Here is a 22,386-nt window from a genome sequence, read left to right as displayed (position 1 = left end):
CCGACCGCCGCCGCCCGGCGTCCCTCCCCGCATGGACACGTTCACGCACGGGATACGCCAGCTCCTGCGGTTCGCGGTACTGGAGGCGCGGTGCTGCGCCTTCGCGGTCGCGCTCGTCGGGGGGATCGCCGTCTCGTCCCTGCTGCCCGAGCTGCCGGTCGCCCGCTACGACCTGCTGTTGCTGTACGGGATCGGCCTCACCGTCGTGGCCTGGAAGGTCGGGTGGGACACCGGGCGGGACATCGCGGTGATCGCCGCCTGCCACGCCACCGGCCTGCTCTTCGAGTTGGTCAAGGTACGGATGGGCTCGTGGAGTTATCCGGAGGAGGCGCTGACGAAGGTCGGCGGGGTGCCGCTGTACGGCGGATTCCTGTACGCGGCGCTCGGCAGTTACGTCTGCCGGGCCCGGCGCCTGTTCGACCTGCGGCTGACGGGCTACCGGCCGCGCGCGACGGCCGCGCTCGCCGCCGCCGTGTACGTGAACTTCTTCAGCCACCACTGGCTGCCCGACGCCCGCTGGGCCCTGGCGGCACTGCTTCTCGTGGCGACGGCGGGGACCTGGGTGCGGTTCCGGGTGGGCGACCGGGACCACCGGATGCCACTGGCCCTGTCGTTCGTCCTGATCGGTTTCTTCCTCTGGGTCGCGGAGAACGCGGCCACGTACGTCGGCGCCTGGAGCTATCCGGACCAGCTGGACGGCTGGCAGCCGGTGTCCCTCGCCAAGTTCGGGGCATGGGCGCTGCTGATGACGGTCACGTTCGTCCTCGCGATGTCTTCCCGTTCGGCGCGACACGAGAATTGAGGCAATTCCTCGCACGGGCGCAGGGGACGTGGTACAGTCGACAGCAGTTGCAGTCGTGGTTCCCAAAGAAACTTACAAGTGCCTTTGACGATTCGACATCGTCAGGCACTTTCTGTGTTTTCGGTGCAGTTTTCCGGACGGGGCAATCATCACGGCGACTCCGGGTTCCGCACAGTGCGGACCCCTGGGCTACGCCCCGAAGGAGATTTGACATGGCTAACGGCACCGTGAAGTGGTTCAACGCTGAAAAGGGCTTCGGCTTCATCGAGCAGGAGGGTGGCGGCCCGGACGTCTTCGCCCACTACTCCAACATCGCCACCTCTGGCTTCCGTGAGCTCCAGGAAGGCCAGAAGGTGACCTTCGACGTCACGCAGGGCCAGAAGGGCCCCCAGGCGGAGAACATCCTCCCCGCCTGACGTTGACACGTCCGACGCAGCCGGTGTCCTCACCCGTGTGGTGAGGGCTCCGGCTCGTCGCATTTTCCAGGCTTTTTCATATATTCCCGGGCTTTTCACCGGCCGGTCGCCGATTTCATCCCCTCGGCGTGGCCGGATCCGCACGCCCGTGGCATTCGGTACGTTCCAGTAATTCATCGGGCCCGCGGCCCCTCGCGAATTCCTCGAAGCGCACCGTTTCGAGGAGGACCCATGAACAACGCGAACAGCGCACCCCGTACGGACCGACGCGGCGCCCCCGCCAAGGACGAATGGGCGGCACTGCCCGCCGGCACCCCGTCCCTGCCGCCCGCCGCCACCTTCGCCGAGCTCGATCTGCCGGCCGAGGTCCACGACGTCCTCACCGGGCTCGGCGTCGACACGCCGTTCCCGATCCAGTCCGCGACCCTGCCCGACGCCCTCGCGGGCCGTGACGTCCTGGGGCGCGGGCGCACCGGATCCGGCAAGACCCTCGCCTTCGGCCTGCCCCTGCTGGTCCGTATCGCCGGCCGGCGCGCCGATGCCCGTAAGCCGCTCGCGCTCGTCCTCGTGCCCACGCGCGAACTGGCCCAGCAGGTCACGGACGCCCTCGACCCGTTCGCCCGGGCCCTCAAGCTGCGCCTGGCCACCGTCGTCGGCGGCATGTCGATCGGCCGGCAGGCCACGGCGCTGCGCGACGGGGCCGAAGTCCTGATCGCCACGCCGGGCCGGCTCATGGACCTCGTCGAGCGCAAGGACTGCCGACTGGACCGGGTGGGCGCGACCGTCCTCGACGAGGCCGACCAGATGGCCGACATGGGCTTCATGCCGCAGGTCACCGAGCTCCTCGACCTGGTGCCCGCAGGAGGCCAGCGGTTGCTGTTCTCCGCCACGCTCGACCGCAACGTCGACCTCCTGGTCGAGCGGTACCTCTCGGACCCGGTCGTCCACTCCGTCGACCCGTCGGCGGCGACCGTCTCCACGATGGACCACCACGTGCTCCACGTGCACGGCGCCGACAAGTTCGCCACCGCCACGGAGATCGCCGCCCGCGACGGGCGGGTCATCATGTTCCTGGCGACCAAGGCGGCCGTCGACCGCTTCACCAAGCACCTCCTCGGCAGCGGCGTGCGCGCCGCCGCGCTGCACGGCGGCAAGTCCCAGCCGCTGCGGACCCGCACCCTGGACCGCTTCAGGTCCGGCGAGGTCCCGGTCCTCGTCGCCACCAACGTGGCGGCGCGCGGCATCCACGTCGACGAGCTCGACCTCGTCGTCAACGTCGACCCGCCCGCCGACCACAAGGACTATCTGCACCGCGGCGGACGCACCGCGCGCGCCGGCGAGTCCGGGGTCGTCGTCACCCTGGTCACCACCGACGAGCGGCGCGAGGTGGCCCGTCTGATGGCGGACGCGGGCATCCGCCCCAGCGTCACCCAGGTCCGCTCGGGCGAGGCCGCGCTGAGCCGCATCACCGGCGCCCGTACCCCCTCGGGCGTGCCCGTCGACGGCGCCGCGCCCAGCCAGGAGGGCACCAAGCGCGGCGGGGCGGCCTTCCGCGGCATGGGCACCGTCCCCGGCCGACCGGGCCGTGCCAAGAACGAGTCCCGCAAGGCCGCCGACGCCCGCAAGACGGCCGAGGCGAGGCAGGCGGCCCGCATCCGCCGCGGCAAGTAGGCCGTCCCTCGGGGCCTGCGGGCCCCGCGGTGGGGCGGCTACCGTCCGGGTGACACCACCCCGGCGGCCGCGACAGCGACGGCCGCCCGGTGCGCCGCCTCCCGCACACCAGAGGAGACCCCGTGAGGGACAACGACCCGTGGGACACGATCCGTTCGCTCGCCGCGCTGTTCTCGGAGTTCGACGCCGAGCGGGGGCTCGCGGCGGAGGAGCAGTGGACGCTGCAGGTGCTCAAGCTCGCGGAGGAGGTGGGCGAGGCCGCGCAGGCCGTCATCGGGGTCCGGGCGGCGAACCCGCGCAAGGGCCGCAGCCACGACTGGGAGCAGGTGCAGGAGGAGGTGGTCGACGCCGTGATCACCGGCATGGTCGCCCTCGCCCGGATGCGCCCCGACGACGCACCCGAGTTCTTCGCCTCCGTACTCGCCCGGAAGTCGGCCAGGTTCCTGCCGCGTACGGACCCGCACCCGCACGACGGCGACCCCGTGGTCACGTCGCGTTGAGCGCCACCGTCGGGTGGAGGCGCGAGGCGCGGATCGCCGGGTAGAGGCCGGCGATCACCCCGATCAGGAGGGTGGCGGCGAGGCCCCCCGCGAGGGACCAGGGCGGGACGACCGCCGTCCAGTCCTGGACCCGAGCGAAGCCGTACGTCGCCGCCGCCCCGAGCAGCGCGCCCGTCGCCCCGCCCAGGGCGGACAACAGCAGTGACTCGGTGAGGAACTGCAGCCGGATCGCGTTGCGGGTCGCGCCCAGGGAGCGGCGCAGGCCGATCTCCTGACGGCGCTCCAGGACGGAGATGACCATGGTGTTGGCGACGCCGACACCGCCGACCAGGAGCGCCACCGCGCCCAGGCCCAGCATCAGGGTCGTCAGGCCCTTGTCGGTGGCCGCCTTGGCGGCGAGCGCGTCGGAGGGACGGGAGACCTTGACGCCCGCCTCGCCGCCGGGGCTGATCGTGCGGGCCAGGATCGCCCGTACGTCCTCCACCGAGGCGTCCGTGGAGCGCTCGAAGATCGTGGTCGGGTGACCGTCGAAGCCGAAGTGACGCTCGGCGGCGGGGAATCCGACCATCGCCACCCGGTCGAGGTTCGGGACCAGTTCGAGCGGCTTCAGGATGCCGACGACGACCACTCGGGTGTCGTTCATCATGATCGTCTCGCCGGTGCGGGTGATGCCGAGCCGGTCGGCGGCCACCGCTCCGAGGACCGTGACCGGGAGCCGTTCGCCGGCCGGGTCCAGCCAGGCGCCCTTGTCGACCTCGCCGCCGAGCGCGGCCAGGAGGTCGGTGCGGACCGCCTGGGTGGTGACGCCGGCGGTGCGCTCCTCGGGGACCAGATCGCTGCGGCGGATCCGGGCGTCGACATCGCCTGTTCCGGTGGCGTGCCGGACGGGGCCGATGCGCTCGACCATCGCGACCGCGTTCTTGGGGAGTTTGATCTCCTTGCCCAGGGCGTCCTTGCCCGCCTCGGCGGTCAGGAGGTTGGTGCCGAGCCGGTCGAGCCGGGCCATCAGGTCCGCCCGGCTGGACTCGGAGAGGCCGACGACCGCGACCATGGTCGCGATGCCGATGGCGATGCCGAGCGCCGACAGCACCACGCGCGCGCGGCGCGCGCGGAGACCGACCGAGCCGACCCGGAGGACGTCGCCGGCGGACAGACGCGAGGGCTTGAGGGTGCCTTTCACGGCGCGGCTCCTTCTCCGGGAAGGACACGGTGCTCGTCCGAAAGGACACCGTGCTCGTCCGAGACGATCTCGCCGTCCTTGAAGCGGACCCGGCGCGGCAGCGAGTCCGCGATCTCGTTGTCGTGGGTGATGACGCAGATCGTGGTGCCCGCGGCGTTCAGCTCGTGCAGCAGCTCCATGACGATCTCCCCCGAGGCGGTGTCGAGGGCGCCGGTGGGCTCGTCCGCGAGCAGCAGCCGGGGCTCCCCCACCAGCGCGCGGGCGATGGCCACGCGCTGCTTCTCGCCGCCGGACAGCTCGTTCGGCGTGTGGGAGTGGCGGTGACCGAGGCGTACCCGGTCCAGCGCCGCCCGCGCCCGCGCCCGGCGTTCCCGCAGCGGCACGCCCGCGTACAGCAGCCCGTCGGCGACGTTGTCGACGGCGTCACGTCCCGCCGCGAGGTGGAAGTGCTGGAACACGAAGCCGATGTGGCGGGCGCGGAGTGCGGAGAGGCGGTTGTCGGAGAGTGCGGACACGTCGTGGCCGGCGATCCGGACGGTGCCACTGGTGGGCTTGTCGAGGGTGCCCATGACGTGGAGCATCGTGGACTTGCCGGACCCGGAGGGGCCGACGACGGCGAGCAGTTCACCTGCGCCGACGGTGAGGTTCACGCCGCGCAGGGCGTGGACACCCCCGGGGTACGACTTGGTGGCGTCCCGCAGTTCCACGACGGGGGCGGGTGCCGCGGGTTTCCCGGCGGGGGCCGGGGCGGGCCTGGTACGGGCCCGGGCATCCTCGGCGCGGGCTGCGGCGGTCCTGGTGCGGTCCGGGGTCATGAGGCCGCCATTCCGACCTTCAGGCCTTCCTTCACGTCCGGGCCGCTGACCTCGATCTGCCCGTCGGCGGTCATGCCCGTCTCCACCCGTATCGTCCTCGTGGTGGTGCCCTGGACGATCTGGAGGCCGTAACCGCCGTTCTCACCGCGCAGGGCGAGGACCGCCTCGACGGGCACCACGAGGACTCCTCTGCGGGCCTCGCTGACGAACTTCACGGCGGCCGACGCCTTGGCGTCCTCGCCGGACGCCGCACGCGCCCCGTCGTCGAGGACGACCTCGACGACGATGCCCTCCTGCGACACGGCACCGTCCCCGGAACCGGTCTCCTCGGGGCGTACGGTGCCGGCGACCCGCCCGGCCACGGTCTTCCCGCTGGGCAGTGTGACCTCGACCTTGGTGCCGGCGGCGGTGAGCGCGCCGTCGGTCTGGTCCAGGTGGGCCCTGACGACGGGTTTGGTGGAGGCGATGGTCAGGACGGCCTCGCCGGGGCCGACCTGGTCGGCGAGCGCGGCGTCGACGGAGACCACCTTGACCTGGCCGGGCTGGAAGACGACGTCTCCTCTGCCGACCTTTCCGGTGGGCTCGCGGTTCAGGGACTTCTGCCACTGCTTGACCGCTGTCTCGGTGTCCTCGTCGTAGCGGGTGTCGACGTAGACCCCGGCTCCGTACCCCAGGTCGCGCAGGTTGCGCTCCAGTTGGAGTACGTCGCTGCCCCGGTCGCCGGTCTTCATCTCGCGGAACATCGGGACGGGACCGTAGAGGAGGGTGACGGGCTTGTCGTTGAGCTCGTACAGGGCCTGCCCCCGGGTCAGCGTCCTGCCCTCGGTGGCGGCGACCGTGATGGTGCCGTCGACGGCGGACCTGACGGGGCGGCGCTGCGCGAAGTCGAGCCTGCCGTCGACGGTCTTGGACCGGACGAGGTCGGTTCGTACGACGGTCGCGGTGGCGGGCGGCAGATCGCCGCCCTTTCCGGCGGCTCCGGAGCCGCCCGCGCCCTCGTCGAGGAGTCCGAAGTCCCCCAGGAGGACGACTCCCCCGGCGACGGCGGCGGCGACCGCCGCCGCGCCGAGCGTGCGGAGGGCGGTACGGCGCTTCACTGCATGCCGTCCAGACCGTCGAGCAGCTTCGTCTTGCACGCCTCGCGGGCCTGCTTGTACGCCGGTGAGCCGCTGTCGATGACCGGGGACGCCGGGTTGGGGTCGCCCCCCGGCTGGGCGTTGCCGCCGCTCATCGTCGGATTGGTGAACCGGGAGACGCCGTTGTCCCGCATGCACTTGGCGTGCGCCAGCATCGACTCGTAGTCCTTCTGCTGGTCCCGCTTGGGCTCGGCCAGCATGACCTTCTGGAGTTCGTCGACGCAGACGCCGTTCCTGCCGCCCTTGGCGGCCTCCATCTGGCCGGGCCGGGAGGAGATCTCCTCGACCTTCCCCCAGTCGAGATGCCCGCTGAGCTTGGGGTCGGGGAAGTCCTTGTACCCGCCCTTGACGCGCATGCAGCGGACGTAGTCCATCTGGGCGTCGTAGAAGGCGCTCTTCCCGGCGGGCCGGGTGCTCGGGGTGGTGTCGGTCCGCGCGGACGGCGAGGCGGTGGCGGTCTCCGGCAGCGAGGCGATCTCGTCGTTCTTCTTGCCGCCGCCGGCGCTGTCGTCGCCGCTGCCGCACGCCGCGGAGAAGGCGAGGACGGGGAGCACGGCGAGGGCGGTCAGGCACAGCCGGGCGGTCACGCCGGGGACGGCACGGCGGAGGTCACCGGGAAGGGCACGGGCCATGACTCGGGAGCTTGTCTTCGGGGTCATGGCCACCACCCTCGTCACGCCACGTGATGGCGATTCCATGGCGACATGATGAGAACGTAACAATGCCCCCGACCTGCGCATCGAGCCCCTGCCGGGGCACTGGACGGGCCCGCGCGGCACCCATAATCGACGGCATGCCGCATGTACTGCTCATCGAGGACGACGCGTCCGTACGGGACGGAATGGAGCTCGTGCTGCGCCGGCACGGGTACGACGTCGACACGGCGGCCACCGGCGAGGAGGCGCTCGCGCTGCTCGACGCACCGGCCGGCGCGAAGATCGAGCTGGCCGTCCTCGACCTGATGCTGCCGGGGATGGACGGGTTCGAGGTGTGCCGCCGCATCCGCGCCCGTACGACCACGCTTCCGGTCATCATGCTGACCGCGCGCGGGGACGACCACGACATCGTGACGGGTCTGGAGGCCGGTGCCGACGACTACGTGGTCAAGCCGGTCACCGCACCCGTCCTGGAGGCCCGCATCCGGGCCGCGCTGCGCCGCGTGGAGCCGTCGGGGCCTGCGGGGCTGGCGGGACCGGCGGGCGCTCAGACCTCGGCCGGCGCCGAGTTCGCCGGCCTGGCGATCGACCGCGCCGGTCTCACCGTCACCAAGCACGGCGTGCTGATCCCGTTGCCGCCCACCGAGCTGCGGCTGCTCCTCGAACTGTCCGCCTCACCCGGCCGGGTCTTCAGCCGCGAGCAGCTCCTCGCCTCGGTCTGGGACCACTCCTTCCTCGGTGACTCCCGGCTGGTGGACGCGGCGGTCGGCCGCCTGCGGGCGAAGCTGGAGGACGTACCGGCGAAGCCTCGGTACGTCCAGACCGTGCGGGGCTTCGGCTACCGCTTCGGGCCGCTGTGAGCGGGACCGGAGGTACGGGTGGTGCGGGCGGTGCGGGCGGTGCGGGTGGTGCGGGTGGTGCCCACCCCGTCGGAGGCTCCCCGAAGCGACGCTCCCGGCGGCTCGTCGGCGGGCTGCGGACCCGGCTCGTCGTGACCTTCGTCGTCGTCGCGCTCATCAGCGCGGTGACCGCGACCGCGCTCGCCTACCGGGACGCGCGGACCGCCGTCCTCCGGCGTACCCAGGACGCCGCGGTGAACGACGTACGGACGCGCGTCACCGCGGTGGCGGCCGACTTCGACCTGCCGCCCGACCAGCGGTCGCTGGCCCGGTTCGCGGCGAAGGTCTCGGACGGCCTCGGCGCCCGGATCGTCGTCGCCCGCTACCAGGACCTCGTCGCGGTGTCCGACCCGCTCGCCGACACGGAGGGCCGGATCACCGTCGAGCTGCGGAGCGCCGTACGGGCCGGGGACGGGACCCGGTTCCAGCGGGTGATGTGGCGGGACGAGCCGTACCTCGTGGTCGGCATGCCCGTGACGTACGCGGACGGGGACCGCCGTTTCTCCGGCCTCGAGGTCTTCGCGATCACCGATCTCCGCGCCGAACGCGACGACACCGCCGCCCTGTTGGACTCCGTACGGGCCGGCATCCTGCCGGTGGTCGTGCTGGCCGCGATCCTGGCGCTGCTCGCCGCCGGAACGGTCCTGCGTCCCGTACGGAAGCTGGGGCGGGCCACACGTGAGCTCGCGGAGGGCGACCTCGGGAGCCGGGTCGCGGTCAAGGGGCACGACGAACTCGCCGATCTGGCACGGACGTTCAACGAGACGGCGGACGCCCTGCAGGCCTCGGACGCGCGGCTGCGCGAGCAGGAGGCGAAGGCGCGCCGCTTCGTCGCGGACGTGTCGCACGAGCTGCGCACGCCGCTGGCGGCGATGACGATGGTCGCGACCGTCCTGGAGGAGGACGCCGACCAGCTGCCGCCGGACGCGGCGCGGGCGGCGCGCACGGTGGGCGCGGAGACGGCGCGGCTCTCGCGGCTCGTCGAGGACCTGATGGAGATCTCCCGTTTCGACGCGAACGCGATCCGGCTCAACGCGGCCGAGACCGATCTCGCCGACACGGTACGGGCGTCCCTGGCGCTGCGCGGGTGGACCGACCGGGTGGAGGTCCATCTCGACGAAGGCGTACGGGCGGTGGTCGACCGGCGGCGCGTCGATGTGATCGTGGCGAACCTGGTGGGCAACGCGCTGCGGCACGGAGCGCCGCCGGTCATCGTGACCCTCGGCACGAGCACGAGCACGACGCCGAGGACGACGGGGGCGACGAGCACGCCGCCGGGCACGCGCGCCGACGCGGGCGAGGAGTGGGTGACGGTGGAGGTCGCCGACCACGGCCCGGGGCTGCCCCCGGAGGCCCGGGAGCGGGTCTTCGACCGCTTCTACAAGGCGGACGCGGCCCGTACGCGGAGCGCGGCCGACACCGGCGGCCAGGGCAGCGGCCTCGGGACGGCGATCGCCCTGGAGAACGCGCGGCTGCACGGCGGCACGATCGTCGCCGAAGGACCGGAGGGTGGCGCGGTGTTCACCCTGTGGCTGCCCCTGCGGCGTACGGGAGAGGACGCGGAGTGAAGGTAAGGGCACGCGTGCTGGTCTCCCTCCTCGGGACCGTCCTGGTGGGGTGCGGTGTGCAGCCGACGGGGGTGATAGGGGCGGGTGAGCCGGCGACCGGGCCGACGCGCGGGATCCGGCTGTACTACGCGTCGGACAGCGGGCTGCGGGGTGTGCCCGTGCTCGACAGGGAGATCGAGAACCTCGGCTCGGTGGTGAAGCTGCTCGCGAGCGGCCCGCCGCCCGCCGAACAGCGTGACGGCCTCACCAACCTCGTGGAGCTCGGCGGCTACACGGTGACGGGCCGGGGCTCCCAGGTCACGGTGCGCCTGGAGAGCCCGTACGCGGGGACGGGCCGCGACCAGGGAACGGGGCAGCTGGTGTGCACACTGGCCCGCGCCCAGTCCGTACTCGACCCGAAGGTCAGGACGGATGACGTGGAGGTCACGCTGCGCCAGCCGGAGGGCCCGTCCCTCGGCCCCTACCGGTGCGCCGAGTTCCTCAACGGCTAGCACGAGGAACCCGGCCGGGGCAGGCGGTCGCGGGGGCGCGGCAACGAACGAGCCAACGGCGGTCCGGCCGACGGCACCGGTGGACGGACTCGCTCCGTGCGGGGTGAGTGGCGGCACGCTGCGTGGTTGCGGTGTGGGGTGTGACGGGGGTGCGAGGTGCTTCCGCGTCAATCCGGCGGGGCCACGGGGGGAGTTCGCCGTGGAGCAGGCCATTCCGCAGATGTCGGACATTACGTTGACCTTCCGTCAGGCGCCGATCGGCGGCGTCTGGAACCACGGAGGTGTCGTCATGAAGCACATATCGCGCGTTCTCGCCGCCGGTGCGCTGGTCGCCGCCGCTCTCGCGGTGACCGCGCCGTCGGCCAGCGCCGGCGGATCCGGCGCGCTCGACTGCACCGTCAACTTCTCCATCTCCTCCGGAGAGGGCTACGCCAACGGGAAGTGGTGCGACTACAACACACGGATCTCCGGCAACGTGCACGACACCAAGTCGGACGGCCGCTGCCCCTTCGTCCGCGCCTACATGTCCGGGGGCGGCTGGCGGGACAGCGACTGGGCCGGCCCGAAGGGCGACTCTTCACCGGTCAACGTCTCCGCGCCCTCCGGGCAGAGCATCACCAGCATCTCCATGAGCTACATCCGCTGCTGATCGCCCCACGGAGGGCCGCACGGCGCCGGATCCGGAAGGGCCCTCGTCCGAAGTCTTCGGACGAGGGCCCTCAGGAGTCGGCGCCCGGCAGAGGGGCGGCGTCACTCGTCCCGGGGTGGGGCACGGCGCCCGGGTCGGTGCTCCCGGGGTGGGGCACGGCGACGGGGTGGGGCGCGGCGCCCGGGTCGGTGCTCCCGGGATGGGGCGACGGGCCGGCGTCGCCGACCCCGACGCGGGGCACCGGGCGGCCGTCGCCGGGGGCCGCCTTGAGCAGGTCGAGGAGGCCGGTGATCTCGTAGTCGCCCTCCAGCGGATGCCGGAAACGCTTGCCCCGGGCCAGGCGGTAGCGGTTGCGCCGGCCCTCCCGGGCGTGCGTGAGGTATCCGGCGTCCTCCAGGTCGGCGACGATCGCCTGCACCGTTCGCTCGGTCACCCCGCACGCGGCGGCGACATCACGCAGGCGCACGCCGGGATCTCGGGCGATCACCACCAGCACTCGGGCGTGATTCGTCAGGAAGGTCCATGACTGACGATCGCCTGAACTGTCACCCATGGGCCCATTATGTGGCGGATTACTCACGAGTCGCAAGACCCGAAATTTATCTCATGTGATTATTGACGCATTACGCAATGAAAGGGGACTATAGGGACGAAAGACCAGGTTTGGCTGGCCCATGGGAGCACACCATGCATCCCCTTCCAGACCGCTCCGCCGGTCACACCGACATCGAGCCGGACGCGACCGGCCCGGACGCGCAGATGACCGTGAAGGTCACGCCGGACGGCACCGTCGTCGTCAGCGGCGAGATCGACAGCGCCACCGCCCCGCACCTGCGACGGAGCCTCCTCGCCGCGCTGGACGCGCACCCGGAGGGCGTCACGCTCGACCTCACGGCCGTCACCTTCTGCGACTGCGCCGGTCTGCGTGCCTTCCTGACCGCACGAGCCGCATCGGCCGCCCCGCGTCCTCGCCTCGACGGCGAGCGCCGCCCCCCTCCCCTCACCTTCGGCCCCGTGAGCCCACGGATGACCCGCCTGCTTCAGCTGACCGGCACGGGACGACTCTTCGCGCCGCCGAAGACGGGACAGCCTCAATGAAGCGGCAGCCGTACCTCGATCGTCTTGCCGCCCTCCGGCGGCAGGGTCAGCCTGATCTCCAGGGCGAGCAGCCTGACCAGGGGCCATCCGAAGCCGCCCTCCGCCGGGCCGGAGGCGCGTTCCACCCCTCGGCCGTCCGTGAGATGCGGCAGCTCGACGCTCGTGTCCGCGACGGTGATCGTCACCGCGCCCGGGGCGAGTTCCACACTGAACCCCGTGAGGCCTCCCCCATGACGCAGCGCGTTGGTCACCAGCTCGGACGTCACGAGCAGCGCGTCCCCGACGGCGGTGGTGGACGGCGGGCCGCCCGTCCCCGTCGCGGCCATCCGCAGTGCTTCCGCCACCCGGGCGCGCGCCTCGGCCGCGTCATGCGGAACGAGGGGCTGCTTCCCACCCGGCGTGGGACGTCCCGTGCGATGCCGTGTGACCACTGTTCTTCCTACCCGGTCTCCGCTCGTCCCCCGCACACTGTCCGCCCCAGCCCCGTCCCCACCCCCTCCGGGACGATCCCCTTCGGGCGTTCAGCAGGCCCCTGCCCCGACGATCCGTTCGCATGCCCCCGAATATCACAGCATGCCCCTGTATTCCCCTGCCTTCTCCCTTCCTGTCACCCACGGCACACTGCTCGTGTGGGGCGGGAGTGGGTATGAGGCAAGAGGGGGCTCTCACGAGGAGCCTTGATGTCGAACGACCGCACCACCGTCCGGGGCCGCGGCGGGCCCGTCCCCAGTAACCGCCGGTCCGCCCCGAGCGACCGCCGCCCTGTCCGTCACGCTCCCGAGCCCCCGGCCGGGCTTCCGGAGATCGCGGATCCCCTGACGGTGAGCACCGCCGACGCCCGCACGCTCTCGACCTCCCTGTTCGAGCGGCTGCGCTCACTCGAGGAGGGCACGGCGGACTACTCGTACGTACGCAACACCCTCGTCGAGCTGAACCTCAGCCTGGTCAAGTACGCAGCGACCCGCTTCCGCCGCTCCAACGAGTCCTGGGAGGACATCGTCCAGGTCGGCACCGTCGGTCTGATCAAGGCGATCAACCGGTTCGACCCCGAGCGGGGCAACGAGTTCATGTCCTTCGCCCTGCCGACCGTGCTCGGCGAGATACGGCGGCATCTGCGGGACACCTGCTGGAGCGTGCACGTACCGCGCCGCCTGCAGGAACTGCGCCTGAACCTGGCCAAGGCGAACGACGCCCTCGAACAGGAGCTCGGCCGCCCGCCGACGGCCGCCGAGCTCGGCGTCCGCCTCCACATCACCGAGGCCGAACTGCGCGAGGGCCGGATCGCCGCGAACGGATTCACCAGTCGCTCGCTCGACGTTCCCGTCGACGACGAGGACGGTGGTCCCGGCTTGCTCGCGCGCCGCCTCGGCAGCGACGACGACTCCTTCGAGAAGATCGAGAACCTGGAGGCGCTCAAGCCGCTCGTCGCCGACCTCTCCGCGCGCGACCGGACGATCCTGGCGCTGCGGTTCGGCGACGAGCTGACCCAGTCGGAGATAGGCGAGCGCCTCGGCCTCTCCCAGATGCACGTGTCCCGTCTCCTCAGCCGCATCCTGGGCGGTCTGCGTACGGCGCTGACGGCGGAAGAGCCTCCGAAGGCGACCGACACGACCGCGACCGCGACCGCAACGGGCCGATCGGCCCTTGAGCCGCACGGCGACGGCACGTCACAGGCCGCCGCCCGGGGCCGCCCCGCCACGGGTGTGTGAAGGGCCCTCCGGAACCGGCCATGACGAGCCGCCCCGGCCCGACGCCGCCCGCGGTGAATCCGGAGCGGGCGACGGTGGCGTCGCGGGAGGCAGCGGTGGCTGCGGGGCAGCCGGCGGCCCGTACGCCGGGACCGGGGTCGCCACCTCCATCCAGAAGGACTTGCCCGTCTCCCCGGGGACGGCTCCCCACGCGCGCGCGAGCCGGTCGATCACTCGCAGGCCGTTGCCCCCCGGTTGCCCCGGCGCTCCCCGTGGCCGGAACTCGGGAATCCGGCTGCTCCGGTCACCCACCTCGATCCGCAGGTCCCCGGCCGTCCCGGGGGCCGCGCGGGTCGGCGCGCCGCTCTCCGCACCGTTCTCCGCCGGCTCGGCGGGGGCGAGCCGGATGACCAGCTCCGTGGGGCCGCCGGCGTGCAGACAGGCGTTGGTCACGGCCTCCGACACGACCAGGAGCACGTCCTCGATCGCGAGGTCCCGCTCCTCCTCGGTGAGCCCGGTGTCCTCCGGCGAGCCGGGCCAGTCCCAGTCGGTGAGCGCGACCCGACAGAAGTCACGGCACCGCGCGACCACCGACTCGCCGCTCCGCAGGACGAGCCGTCTGATCTGGCCCCTGGACCGGACCGGTTCACTCATCCCTGCCTCCACCGTGCCCGGTGTCGCGCCGCGTTCACGAGTACTCTCCCTCGGCCAGTTCGGCGGGCAGCTCGTCGTACACCGTGAAGACCGCCACGACGCCGGTGACGTCGAAGACCCGGTCGACGGGCGGACGCAGCGCGGCCAGCTCCAGCCGGCTTCCGGCCTCCAGCGCGTCCAGCCTCGTCGTCAGCAGCAGATTGAGTCCGGTCGAGTCACAGAACGTCAGTCGTCCGCAGTCCACGACGATCCGTTCGGGGCCCCCGTCCAGGACCCCGGTCAGCGCCGTGCGCAGGGGCTCCTGGGTGTCGCGGTCGAGCTCCCCCGCCACCGTGACGACGACCGTGGCGCCGTGCCATCGGGCCTCGGCCGTCAGACGTGGGCCGATGAGCCCGGCATCACCCGTCCCCGTCGCATCCCTTGGCATCCGGCACTCCGGTTCCCGTCGGCGCAGAATTCCGAGCTGAGGCCGACGATACGCCGAGGGCTGCCGGAGCGGCGAGCGGAAGTCCTCCGGCCGCGTGGATCACCCGCCCCGGTCGGTCTGACCCGCTCTCGACCGGGTACTCGTGTGATGGGACGAAGAGCCGCGGTGGAACGGCTGCGACCGGGCCGGGCAGGGAAGACGCGGCGTACGGCCTCCGCCCCGCGCGGGCCCCTCGAACCGGAAGGTGAGACGGATGACTGACCGCGAGACCGGGCGGGGACGCGACACCGAGCGACCGGAGGGGCAGGAGGGCGTGCGCGGGGACGGTGCGCTCGCGCGCGGGCGCACCGAGACCGCGGAAGAGCGCGCCGACCGGCAGTGGCAGGACCTCATGCAGGAGATCCGAGTGGTCCAGACCGGCGTCCAGATCCTCCTCGGCTTCCTCCTGACGGTCGTCTTCACTCCCCGGTACGAGAGCCTCGGCTCGGCCGACAAGGGGATCTACATCCTGACGGTGGTCCTCGGCTCGCTGGCCACCGGCGCGCTGATCGGCCCCGTCTCCTTCCACCGCCTCGTGGCGGGCCGGCGGATCAAACCCGAGACGGTCGCGTGGGCGTCCCGGCTGACCTTCATCGGGATCCTGCTCCTGCTCGCCACCCTCACGACCGCGCTCGTCCTCATCCTCCGCGTGGCCACCGACAACGCGATCGTTCCGTGGCTCGTGGCCGGGGTCCTCGCCTGGTACCTGCTGTGCTGGTTCGCCCTGCCGCTGTGGGCCCGCAGCCGGCACACCGCGAAGATGAGGGAGTGAGGGGACTCCGGGGAGCGCTCGGAGACGCCGGCCGGTCAGGCGTCCTGGATGCGCCGGAACGGGCGGTCCGCCTCCAGTGCGTAGGCCACGTCGAGCAGCGTCCGTTCGCTCCCGGGGCGGCCCGAGAACATGACGCCGATGGGCAGCCCGTCCTCCGTCGCGCCGGCGGCGGGAACCGAGATCGACGGTGTCCCGACGACGTTGTTGACCGGCGTGAAGGCGACGTACGCGAGGATCCGCTCGACCAGCGTCGCGTACGGCACGGTCGGGCTGAGGTGACCGATCCGCGGCGTGGTGTGCGCGAGCACGGGGGTGAGGACGAGGTCGAGTCCGCGGAACGCCGCCGCGTACGCCTCCCGCGTCCGCTTCAGCCTCCGCAGCACGCCGGGCGTGCGCCGCCAGCTCTTCAGGTACTCCTCGCGCAACCCCCGGCTGAGGCCGTCCATCCGGTGCCGGTCGAAGTCCGGACCGAAGGTCCGGCCCGTGACGCCGAGAAGGAACGACAGCATGCCCCAGTACGTGAGGAAGTCGTCGGTGAAGCGGGGGTCGAGGTACAGCTCGACCGGCTCCACGGTGTGGCCGAGCCGTTCGAGCGTCGCGACGGTGTCCATGACGGCGGCCCGGGTCGCGGTGTCGGCGTGGACACCGTTCGGCGAGTCGGCCAGGAACCCGATGCGCAGGCGCCGTTCGGAGGGTCCCTCGACCAGACCGAGGGGCGGCAGCTTCGGGTTGCGCCAGTGGGTCTCGGCGGCGGCGAGGAACGCGGCGGTGTCCCGTACCGAACGGCTCACGATGCCGTCGGAGACGATGTCCAGGGGCAGTTGGCGGCTCTGGGCGTTCGTCACGACCCGGCCGCGGGTCGGCTTGAGACCGACCAGCCCGCAGCAGGCGGCGGGTATGCGGATCGATCCGCCGCCGTCGTTGGCGTGGGCGATCGGCACCGCCCCGGCGGCGACGAGCGCGGCGCTGCCGCCCGACGAACCGCCTGCCGAGTAGCCGGTGTTCCAGGGGTTGCGGACCGGTTCGGCCGCCTCGTACTCCGTGGTGGGGCTGAATCCGAACTCGGGCAGCCGGGTCTTGCCGAGGACCGTGACGCCGCTGCTCAGGAGCTGCCGGGCGAAGGGCGCGTGGCGCCGGGCGACACGCGGGGTGAAGGCCGCGCTGCCGTGGCCGGTGGGCAGGCCCAGGTAGTCGGTGTTGTCCTTGACGAAGGTCGGCACTCCGGCGAAGGCGCCGTGGCCCGGCCCGGTGGCGTACGAGGGGGCGTCGATGTGGACCTGGACCGCGTGGAGCCGGTCCTCGACGTCCCGTACGCGCTCGGCCGCGTCCCGTGCGACCTCGGCGGCGCCGACCTCGCCCCGCCGTATCGCCGCGGCGAGCCCGACGGCATCGTGCTCGCCCAGTGCGTCGTCCCGGAAGGCGTGCACCGTGGCCTGTTCCTCGAAAGTCGTCACCGCTACCTCAGCCCCCGGCCGTGTGAATGGTTGGCCGCCAGCATGCCCTACCAACCAGTAACTCGCGAGGGGTCGGGTCCGACAAGGGCTCACCCCTGGTCCGGAAGCAGGGCGGGGCCGCCATCGCCGGCGCAAAAGAAAAAGGCAAGGAGATGAAACATCTCCTCGCCACTCTCAAGGTATAGCGCACAGGGGGCCTTGCGGCAAGGCCCCCGTCGTGGTGCAGAATCTCCAGCCGTAGCCAGTGACCTGCGGAAATCGACTTGTTCGCAAGATCAACACGCTCGTGGGCCGTAGAAATCCCACGACCGGCGGCTGGCTGGATGCAACCTATCGAAACGGGGCGGTTCTCATGTTTGACGTGATCGTTGTGGGCAGCGGTCCGACCGGCTTGATGCTGGCCGGCGAGCTGCGGCTGCACGGCGTCCACGTGCTCGTGCTGGACAAGGAGGCGGAGCCGACCCGGCAGTCGCGTGCCCAGGGTCTGCACGTACGCAGCATCGAGGTGATGGCCCAGCGCGGTCTGCTTGAGCGGTTCCTCGCACTCGGGCAGCAGATCGCGGTCGGCGGCTTCTTCGCCGGGCTCGCCAAGGCGTGGCCCGAGCAGCTGGACACGGCCCACTCGTACGTACTCGCCATTCCGCAGCAGGTCACCGAGCGTCTGCTGACCGAGCACGCGACCGAGGTCGGCACCGAGATCCGCCGCGGCTGCGAAGTGGTCGGTCTGAGCCAGGACGAGAACGGCGTGACCGTCGAACTGGCCGACGGCGAGGAGCTTCGCGCGCGGTACGTCGTCGGCTGCGACGGCGGCCGCAGCGCGGTGCGCAAGCTGCTCGGCGTCGCGTTCCCCGGCGAGCCCTCCCGGGTGGAGACGCTGCTGGGCGAGATGGAGCTGACCGTCGCGCAGGAGGAGCTGACCGCGGTGATGACCGAGGTCCGCAAGACCCAACTGCGGTTCGGCGCCATGCCCCTGGGCGACGGGGTGTTCCGGGTCGTCGTGCCCGCCGAGGGGGTGGCCGAGGACCGCTCGACCGCGCCGACGCTCGACGAGTTCAAGGAGCAGCTGCGGGCGATCGCCGGAACGGACTTCGGCGCGCACTCGCCGCGTTGGCTGTCCCGCTTCGGCGACGCGACCCGGCAGGCCGAGCAGTACCGGGTCGACCGGGTGTTCCTCGCGGGCGACGCGGCGCACATCCACCCGCCGACCGGCGGCCAGGGGCTCAACCTCGGTATCCAGGACGCGTTCAACCTGGGCTGGAAGCTGGCCGCCGCGGTCGCAGGCTGGGCGCCCGAGGGGCTTCTCGACAGCTACCACGCCGAGCGGCACCCGGTGGCCACGGACGTCCTGGACAACACCCGCGCGCAGATCCAGCTGATGTCGACCGAGCCGGGCGCGCAGGCGGTGCGCCGACTGCTCGCGGAACTCGTGGAGTTCGACGACGTCAACCGGTACCTCATCGAGAAGATCACGGCGATCTCGGTGCGCTACGACTTCGGCGAGGGCGACGAACTGCTGGGCAGGCGGATGCGTGACCTGGAGCTCAAGCAGGGACGCCTCTACGAGCGGATGCACGAGGGCCGCGGGCTGCTCCTCGACCGGACCGGCCGGCTCTCGGTCGAGGGCTGGGCGGACCGGGTCGACCATGTCGTCGAGGTCAGCGAGGAACTGGACGTGCCCGCCGTCCTGTTGCGACCGGACGGCCACGTGGCCTGGGTCGGCGAGGACCAGCAGGAGCTGCTCGCGCACCTGCCGAGGTGGTTCGGTCCGGCCACGAGCTGATCACGTGATGCGGTGGTGATTCGGCGCCCGGCGCAGCCCCGGGCCGGGCGTCCGAACTCCCCCGCGGACAGGTCGGTGCAGAATGGTGGCATGACCATGGAGATCACCCCCGTACGGGTGTTGCGCACCGGCGACACGCCGGAGTCGGCCGTACTGCCCGCCGCCGACGGAACGGTGGCGCTCTGGCTGCTGCCCATGGCGGAGGACCCCGGTGCGCCCGCCCTCCTGGACGCCGAGGAACGCCGCCGGTGGAAGGCCTTGATACGGGCGGATCACCGGGCGCGGTACCTCGCCGCGCACGGGGGGCTTCGGCGTCTCCTCGGGCACTACCTGGGGATACGGGCGGACGAGGTGGTGTTCGTCAGGGAGGACTGCCCGGTCTGCGGAGGACCGCACGGCCGGCCGGCGGTGCGGGACGCCGGGTTCCACTTCTCGCTCTCCCACAGCGGGGATCTGGCGCTGGTCGGAATCGCCGCTGCGCCCGTGGGCGTGGACGTCGAGGCGCATCCGGAGGCCGAGGTGTCGGCCCTCGTGGCGGACAGCCTGCACCCGCGGGAGCGGGAGGAGTTCGCGCGGCTGCCCGCGGAGGCTCGGCCGGCCGCGTTCGCGCAGTGCTGGGCGCGCAAGGAGGCGTACCTCAAGGGCACGGGAGAAGGGCTGGCCGGGGGCCTCGACCGTACGTACACGGGCATGGGCGCCGAGCCGGCCGCCGTACCGGGCTGGTCGCTCGCCGACGTACGGGTCGCGCCGTCGTATGCCGCGGCGGTGGCGGTCGCACAGCGGTAGAGCGGCCGCACCACGTCACCGCCACCGGCGTGGCGCCGGGCTTGACCTTGACACGATGACAAGGTCTTGACTGCCGGGCAAGGAGGTGGTCCCGATGACCATGGCGACCCACGACAAGGACACGCCGCGCGCCCTCCAGGGCCTGGCGGACGGCAGCTCGTCGGTACGGCTGCGGGCGGCGCTGGCGGCCGGTACGGCCCCGGATCCGCGGTTCGTCGACGAGCTCGTCGAGCGGTGCGCGATCGAGCCCGACTTCTCCGTGCGCGAGATGCTCACGTGGGCACTCACCCGGCACGCGCCGTCCCTCACCCTTCCGGGTCTTCTCGGCGAGGTCCGCTCCGAGCGGGCGCAGGCTCGGAGTCAGGCGTTGCACACGCTGTCCAAGATCGGGGACCGGCGGGCGTGGCCGGCGATCTCGCGGGAGCTGCTGTCCGACGCCGACGACGAGGTGGCGCGGAGCGCGTGGCGGGCGGCGGTCGTGCTGGTGCCCGAGGAGGAGCGGGCCGAGCTCGCGGAGGTGCTGGCGACACAACTCGGGCGTGGCGGGCGGGAGACGCAGTTGAGCCTCAGCAGGGCGCTGATCGCCCTCGGCGAGGTGATCCTGCCGATGCTCGGCGCCGCGACGACGGACGGCGCCCCCGGCGCGCGCCGGCATGCGATCGCCACGGAACGACTGCTGCACGACCCGGATGCCGGATTCGAGTTCGCGATCGAGGAGGCGAAGCGTGTCGTCGCCCTCGGAACGACCAGCCAGGAGGGGTAGCAACGCATGCCGATCGGTGAGGTGGCACGGCGCTACGGGGTCGGCGCATGCCGATCGGTGAGATGGCACGGCGCTACGGGGTCGGCGCATGCTGATCGGTGAGGTGGCACGACGTTCCGGGGTCAGCGCCCGCATGCTCCGGCATTACGAGTCGCTGGGCCTGGTGCGGCCGACGGGCCGTACCGGGTCCGGCTACCGGGAGTACTCCAGCGAGGACATCCGGCGGATCTTCCACATCGAGAGCCTGAGGTCCCTGGGGCTTTCGCTGCGTGACGTGGGGAGTGCGCTCGACGATCCCGGCTTCGCGCCGACGGAGCTCGTCGAGGACCTCATCCGCGGGACACGGGAGCGCATCGCGGCCGAGACGGCGCTGCTCACACGACTCCGGCGGATCGGCGCCGCGGAACCCGCGGGCTGGGAGGAGGTCCTCCAGATCGTGGCGCTCCTCCACGCGTTGGGGTCGGAGAGCGCGGGCAAGCGGCAGCGCGCGGCGCTGTCCTCGGTCGAGGAGGTCTCCGTACCGGTGGAGGCGCTGGTCGAGGCGGCCTTGAGCGAGACGGACCCGAACGTCGCAGGAGCCCTGCGCTGGGCCTTGGCGCAGTCGGGCGACGGCGGATCGATCGCCCTGCTGGCGGAGGGCCTGCGCTCACCGGCGGCCGAGGTACGGGAACGCGCCGTGCAGGCCGTCGCCGAGATCACGGGCGACGAGGCGACGGCGCTCCTGCGCGAGGCGCTCGCGATCGGCGACACCGCGGTCCGCAGGCACGCGGCGCTCGCGCTGGGGGCGCGCGGAGTGGCCGACGCGATCCCGGCGCTCCTCGACGTGGTCGTGGAGGAGACGAACGACGTCGACGCGGCGGACACGCTGGGCGCACTGGCGGGTCGCCCCGAGTGGGCGGACCGGATCGCCACCGACCTCGTCGCCCGCCTGACGCACGACGCGGTGGACTCGTCGGCGCGCCGCCGGCTGACGCAGGCGCTGGCGGACATCCCGGGAGTCAAGGCGTCACGCGCTCTGGAGAGGCTGTCGCACGACGAGGACCGCGCGGTGGCGCTGACGGCGACGTACGTCCTGACGCTGCGGGAGAAGCGCCGGGGGCCGTCAGGTCCTTGAGGGCATCCTGCTCGAGTTCCGCACCGGCCTGCCCCGGCGGGACCTGCCCGAGCGGTTCGGCCCGTGGCAGCCGCACCGTCGGTCGGGGGCGGAGGTGGGCTGGCTGGTCGCGATCGGCTCCACCGGTGCGGTGACCGGTGCGGTGCTCGACAGGGCGATTCCTAGGCGTGCGCGCGGCAGAAGGTGCGAACCGCCGCCGTGCAGGCCTCCGGCGCCTCCAGGTTGCTCATGTGGCCCACTGCGGGGATCACCACCAGCTCTGCGTGCGGGATGGCGTCCTGGAAGGCGTAGGCGACGTCCAGCGGGGAGCGGGCATCTCGCTCGCCCCACAGGAGCAGGGTCGGCACCGTGATCCGGGGCAGCAGGTCCGTCTCGTCGGCCTCGGCCATCAGGGACAGCTGCACGGCCATGCTCTCCGGCCGGACTTCCCGGCTCATGGCGTCCAGCATCACCGTGAAGCGCTCCGGCGGGCCGGCGGCGAAGAGCCCGGGCAACGTCGGGTCGAACTCCTCCCGGGGCGCCGCGAGCATCCGCTGTGCCCCCTCGACGCGCGCCGCGACCTCCTCCGGCGGCAGCGAGCCCTTCCAGCCGGCGTACGTGTCCACCATCAGCAGCGACCGCACCAGGTCCGGCCGCCACCGGTACAGCTCCAGGACCACCGTCCCGCCCCAGGACAGCCCCGCGACCTGCGCAGGCCCCAGCCCCACGTCCTCGATCACGGCGGCGAGAGCGCGCGCGAAGTCCGCGAGCCCGAAGTCCGCGGGCAGCGCGCCGGACCGCCCGGACCCCGGCTCGTCCCAGGCCACCACCGTGAACTCGTCCGCCAGCGCTTCGACCTGCGGTTGCCACATCCGCCCGTCGAGCCCGGCCCCGTGAGCGAGCACCACGACCGGCCCCCGCCCCTTCCGCGTATAGGCCACGTCGACGCCACCGACCCGCACCACTGCCATGCCTCCAGGCTAGGGGGTGTCTCGCGGATCGGGAGACTCTGGGGCGCCCAGGGCGCCGAGGAACGTCTGCCGGAGAAC

25 protein-coding genes are annotated in these 22,386 nt (G+C 72.3%); 15 read left to right on the top strand and 10 right to left on the bottom strand.

Going from position 1 to position 22,386, the window contains the following annotated elements; all coding sequences use genetic code 11:
- Positions 1 to 31 precede the first annotated feature (31 nt).
- The 4 genes from E0F75_RS21990 to E0F75_RS21975 all read left to right on the top strand — a co-directional run bounded on the left by E0F75_RS21990 (position 32) and on the right by E0F75_RS21975 (position 3,389).
- A complete protein-coding gene (locus E0F75_RS21990; RefSeq protein WP_187624256.1) occupies positions 32 to 802 on the top strand; it encodes a DUF817 domain-containing protein in 771 nt (256 codons plus the stop codon).
- A 212-nt stretch (positions 803 to 1,014) separates the two neighbouring features.
- On the top strand, positions 1,015 to 1,218 hold the full coding sequence (locus tag E0F75_RS21985; RefSeq protein WP_030218719.1) for a cold-shock protein: 204 nt from the start codon (positions 1,015 to 1,017) through the stop codon (positions 1,216 to 1,218).
- Positions 1,219 to 1,449: 231 nt separating this feature from the next.
- A complete protein-coding gene (locus E0F75_RS21980; protein WP_187624255.1) occupies positions 1,450 to 2,889 on the top strand; it encodes a DEAD/DEAH box helicase in 1,440 nt (479 codons plus the stop codon).
- Positions 2,890 to 3,011: 122 nt separating this feature from the next.
- Positions 3,012 to 3,389, top strand: a complete 378-nt coding sequence (locus tag E0F75_RS21975; protein WP_187624254.1) for a MazG-like family protein — start codon at positions 3,012 to 3,014, stop codon at positions 3,387 to 3,389.
- Here the strand turns inward: E0F75_RS21975 and E0F75_RS21970 are convergent.
- From E0F75_RS21970 to E0F75_RS21955, 4 genes are read right to left on the bottom strand one after another with little or no spacing between them, the layout of a single operon-like run.
- Positions 3,376 to 4,569, bottom strand: a complete 1,194-nt coding sequence (locus E0F75_RS21970; RefSeq protein WP_187624253.1) for an ABC transporter permease — start codon at positions 4,567 to 4,569, stop codon at positions 3,376 to 3,378. The genes E0F75_RS21975 and E0F75_RS21970 overlap by 14 nt on opposite strands.
- Positions 4,566 to 5,384 carry an ABC transporter ATP-binding protein gene (locus E0F75_RS21965; RefSeq protein WP_229312783.1) on the bottom strand — a complete coding sequence of 273 codons (819 nt, stop codon included), beginning with the start codon at positions 5,382 to 5,384 and terminating at the stop codon, positions 4,566 to 4,568. The genes E0F75_RS21970 and E0F75_RS21965 overlap by 4 nt, the downstream gene beginning before the upstream one ends.
- Positions 5,381 to 6,481, bottom strand: coding sequence for a peptidoglycan-binding protein (locus E0F75_RS21960; protein ID WP_187624252.1), 1,101 nt, complete (start codon positions 6,479 to 6,481; stop codon positions 5,381 to 5,383). The genes E0F75_RS21965 and E0F75_RS21960 overlap by 4 nt, the downstream gene beginning before the upstream one ends.
- Positions 6,478 to 7,152, bottom strand: a complete 675-nt coding sequence (locus tag E0F75_RS21955; protein ID WP_187624383.1) for a hypothetical protein — start codon at positions 7,150 to 7,152, stop codon at positions 6,478 to 6,480. The genes E0F75_RS21960 and E0F75_RS21955 overlap by 4 nt, the downstream gene beginning before the upstream one ends.
- Positions 7,153 to 7,313: 161 nt before the next feature.
- On the opposite strand from E0F75_RS21955, the gene E0F75_RS21950 reads away from it, so the two are divergent.
- From E0F75_RS21950 to E0F75_RS21935, 4 genes are all read left to right on the top strand, one after another.
- A complete protein-coding gene (locus tag E0F75_RS21950; RefSeq protein WP_187624251.1) occupies positions 7,314 to 8,036 on the top strand; it encodes a response regulator transcription factor in 723 nt (240 codons plus the stop codon).
- A gap of 113 nt (positions 8,037 to 8,149) precedes the next feature.
- Entirely contained in the window at positions 8,150 to 9,643 is a 1,494-nt protein-coding gene (locus E0F75_RS21945) for a HAMP domain-containing sensor histidine kinase (protein WP_187624382.1), read from the top strand.
- A 14-nt stretch (positions 9,644 to 9,657) separates the two neighbouring features.
- Entirely contained in the window at positions 9,658 to 10,134 is a 477-nt protein-coding gene (locus E0F75_RS21940) for a hypothetical protein (RefSeq protein WP_229312782.1), read from the top strand.
- Between the two features lie 289 nt (positions 10,135 to 10,423).
- Positions 10,424 to 10,783 (top strand): hypothetical protein, encoded by a 360-nt coding sequence (locus E0F75_RS21935; protein WP_187624249.1) that lies wholly within the window; start codon positions 10,424 to 10,426, stop codon positions 10,781 to 10,783.
- A gap of 70 nt (positions 10,784 to 10,853) precedes the next feature.
- On the opposite strand, the gene E0F75_RS40740 is transcribed toward E0F75_RS21935, so the two are convergent.
- Entirely contained in the window at positions 10,854 to 11,336 is a 483-nt protein-coding gene (locus E0F75_RS40740) for a helix-turn-helix transcriptional regulator (RefSeq protein ID WP_374115420.1), read from the bottom strand.
- A 134-nt stretch (positions 11,337 to 11,470) separates the two neighbouring features.
- Here E0F75_RS40740 and E0F75_RS21920 point away from each other — a divergent pair, with 134 nt between their 5' ends.
- Positions 11,471 to 11,881, top strand: a complete 411-nt coding sequence (locus E0F75_RS21920; RefSeq protein WP_187624248.1) for an STAS domain-containing protein — start codon at positions 11,471 to 11,473, stop codon at positions 11,879 to 11,881.
- Here the strand turns inward: E0F75_RS21920 and E0F75_RS21915 are convergent.
- The gene (locus tag E0F75_RS21915; protein WP_187624247.1) at positions 11,875 to 12,225 is read right to left on the bottom strand and encodes an ATP-binding protein; all 351 of its coding nucleotides are present in this window, start codon (positions 12,223 to 12,225) and stop codon (positions 11,875 to 11,877) included. The two genes, E0F75_RS21920 and E0F75_RS21915, sit on opposite strands and share 7 nt — an antisense overlap.
- 336 nt (positions 12,226 to 12,561) lie before the next feature.
- Here E0F75_RS21915 and E0F75_RS21910 point away from each other — a divergent pair, with 336 nt between their 5' ends.
- Entirely contained in the window at positions 12,562 to 13,590 is a 1,029-nt protein-coding gene (locus tag E0F75_RS21910; RefSeq protein ID WP_187624246.1) for a SigB/SigF/SigG family RNA polymerase sigma factor, read from the top strand.
- On the opposite strand, the gene E0F75_RS21905 is transcribed toward E0F75_RS21910, so the two are convergent.
- Both E0F75_RS21905 and E0F75_RS21900 read right to left on the bottom strand, forming a co-directional pair.
- Positions 13,549 to 14,223, bottom strand: coding sequence for an ATP-binding protein (locus E0F75_RS21905; protein WP_229312781.1), 675 nt, complete (start codon positions 14,221 to 14,223; stop codon positions 13,549 to 13,551). The two genes, E0F75_RS21910 and E0F75_RS21905, sit on opposite strands and share 42 nt — an antisense overlap.
- Positions 14,224 to 14,257: 34 nt before the next feature.
- Positions 14,258 to 14,650: an STAS domain-containing protein gene (locus E0F75_RS21900; RefSeq protein WP_187624245.1), complete on the bottom strand. Its 393-nt coding sequence runs from the start codon at positions 14,648 to 14,650 to the stop codon at positions 14,258 to 14,260.
- Positions 14,651 to 14,903: 253 nt separating this feature from the next.
- On the opposite strand from E0F75_RS21900, the gene E0F75_RS21895 reads away from it, so the two are divergent.
- Complete coding sequence (locus E0F75_RS21895; RefSeq protein ID WP_267499499.1) at positions 14,904 to 15,461, top strand: DUF6328 family protein; 558 nt, start codon at positions 14,904 to 14,906, stop codon at positions 15,459 to 15,461.
- Between the two features lie 35 nt (positions 15,462 to 15,496).
- Here E0F75_RS21895 and E0F75_RS21890 read toward each other — a convergent pair whose 3' ends face one another.
- Complete coding sequence (locus E0F75_RS21890) at positions 15,497 to 16,915, bottom strand: amidase (RefSeq protein ID WP_187624244.1); 1,419 nt, start codon at positions 16,913 to 16,915, stop codon at positions 15,497 to 15,499.
- A gap of 244 nt (positions 16,916 to 17,159) precedes the next feature.
- Here E0F75_RS21890 and rox point away from each other — a divergent pair, with 244 nt between their 5' ends.
- From rox to E0F75_RS21870, 4 genes are all read left to right on the top strand, one after another.
- The gene (gene rox / locus E0F75_RS21885) at positions 17,160 to 18,695 is read left to right on the top strand and encodes a rifampin monooxygenase (RefSeq protein WP_374115419.1); all 1,536 of its coding nucleotides are present in this window, start codon (positions 17,160 to 17,162) and stop codon (positions 18,693 to 18,695) included.
- A 90-nt stretch (positions 18,696 to 18,785) separates the two neighbouring features.
- Entirely contained in the window at positions 18,786 to 19,481 is a 696-nt protein-coding gene (locus tag E0F75_RS21880; protein WP_187624242.1) for a 4'-phosphopantetheinyl transferase superfamily protein, read from the top strand.
- Between the two features lie 94 nt (positions 19,482 to 19,575).
- Entirely contained in the window at positions 19,576 to 20,244 is a 669-nt protein-coding gene (locus E0F75_RS21875) for a HEAT repeat domain-containing protein (RefSeq protein WP_187624241.1), read from the top strand.
- Positions 20,245 to 20,332: 88 nt separating this feature from the next.
- Complete coding sequence (locus tag E0F75_RS21870) at positions 20,333 to 21,358, top strand: MerR family transcriptional regulator (RefSeq protein WP_187624240.1); 1,026 nt, start codon at positions 20,333 to 20,335, stop codon at positions 21,356 to 21,358.
- Positions 21,359 to 21,519: 161 nt separating this feature from the next.
- On the opposite strand, the gene E0F75_RS21865 is transcribed toward E0F75_RS21870, so the two are convergent.
- Positions 21,520 to 22,308: an alpha/beta fold hydrolase gene (locus tag E0F75_RS21865; RefSeq protein WP_187624239.1), complete on the bottom strand. Its 789-nt coding sequence runs from the start codon at positions 22,306 to 22,308 to the stop codon at positions 21,520 to 21,522.
- Between the last annotated feature and the right edge of the window lie 78 nt (positions 22,309 to 22,386).

The sequence above is a fragment of the Streptomyces sp. CB02980 genome (assembly GCF_014451325.2).
Taxonomy (GTDB): domain Bacteria; phylum Actinomycetota; class Actinomycetes; order Streptomycetales; family Streptomycetaceae; genus Streptomyces.
The sequence above is the reverse complement of the archived record's forward strand: the minus strand, read 5'-3'. Positions and strand labels throughout refer to the sequence as shown.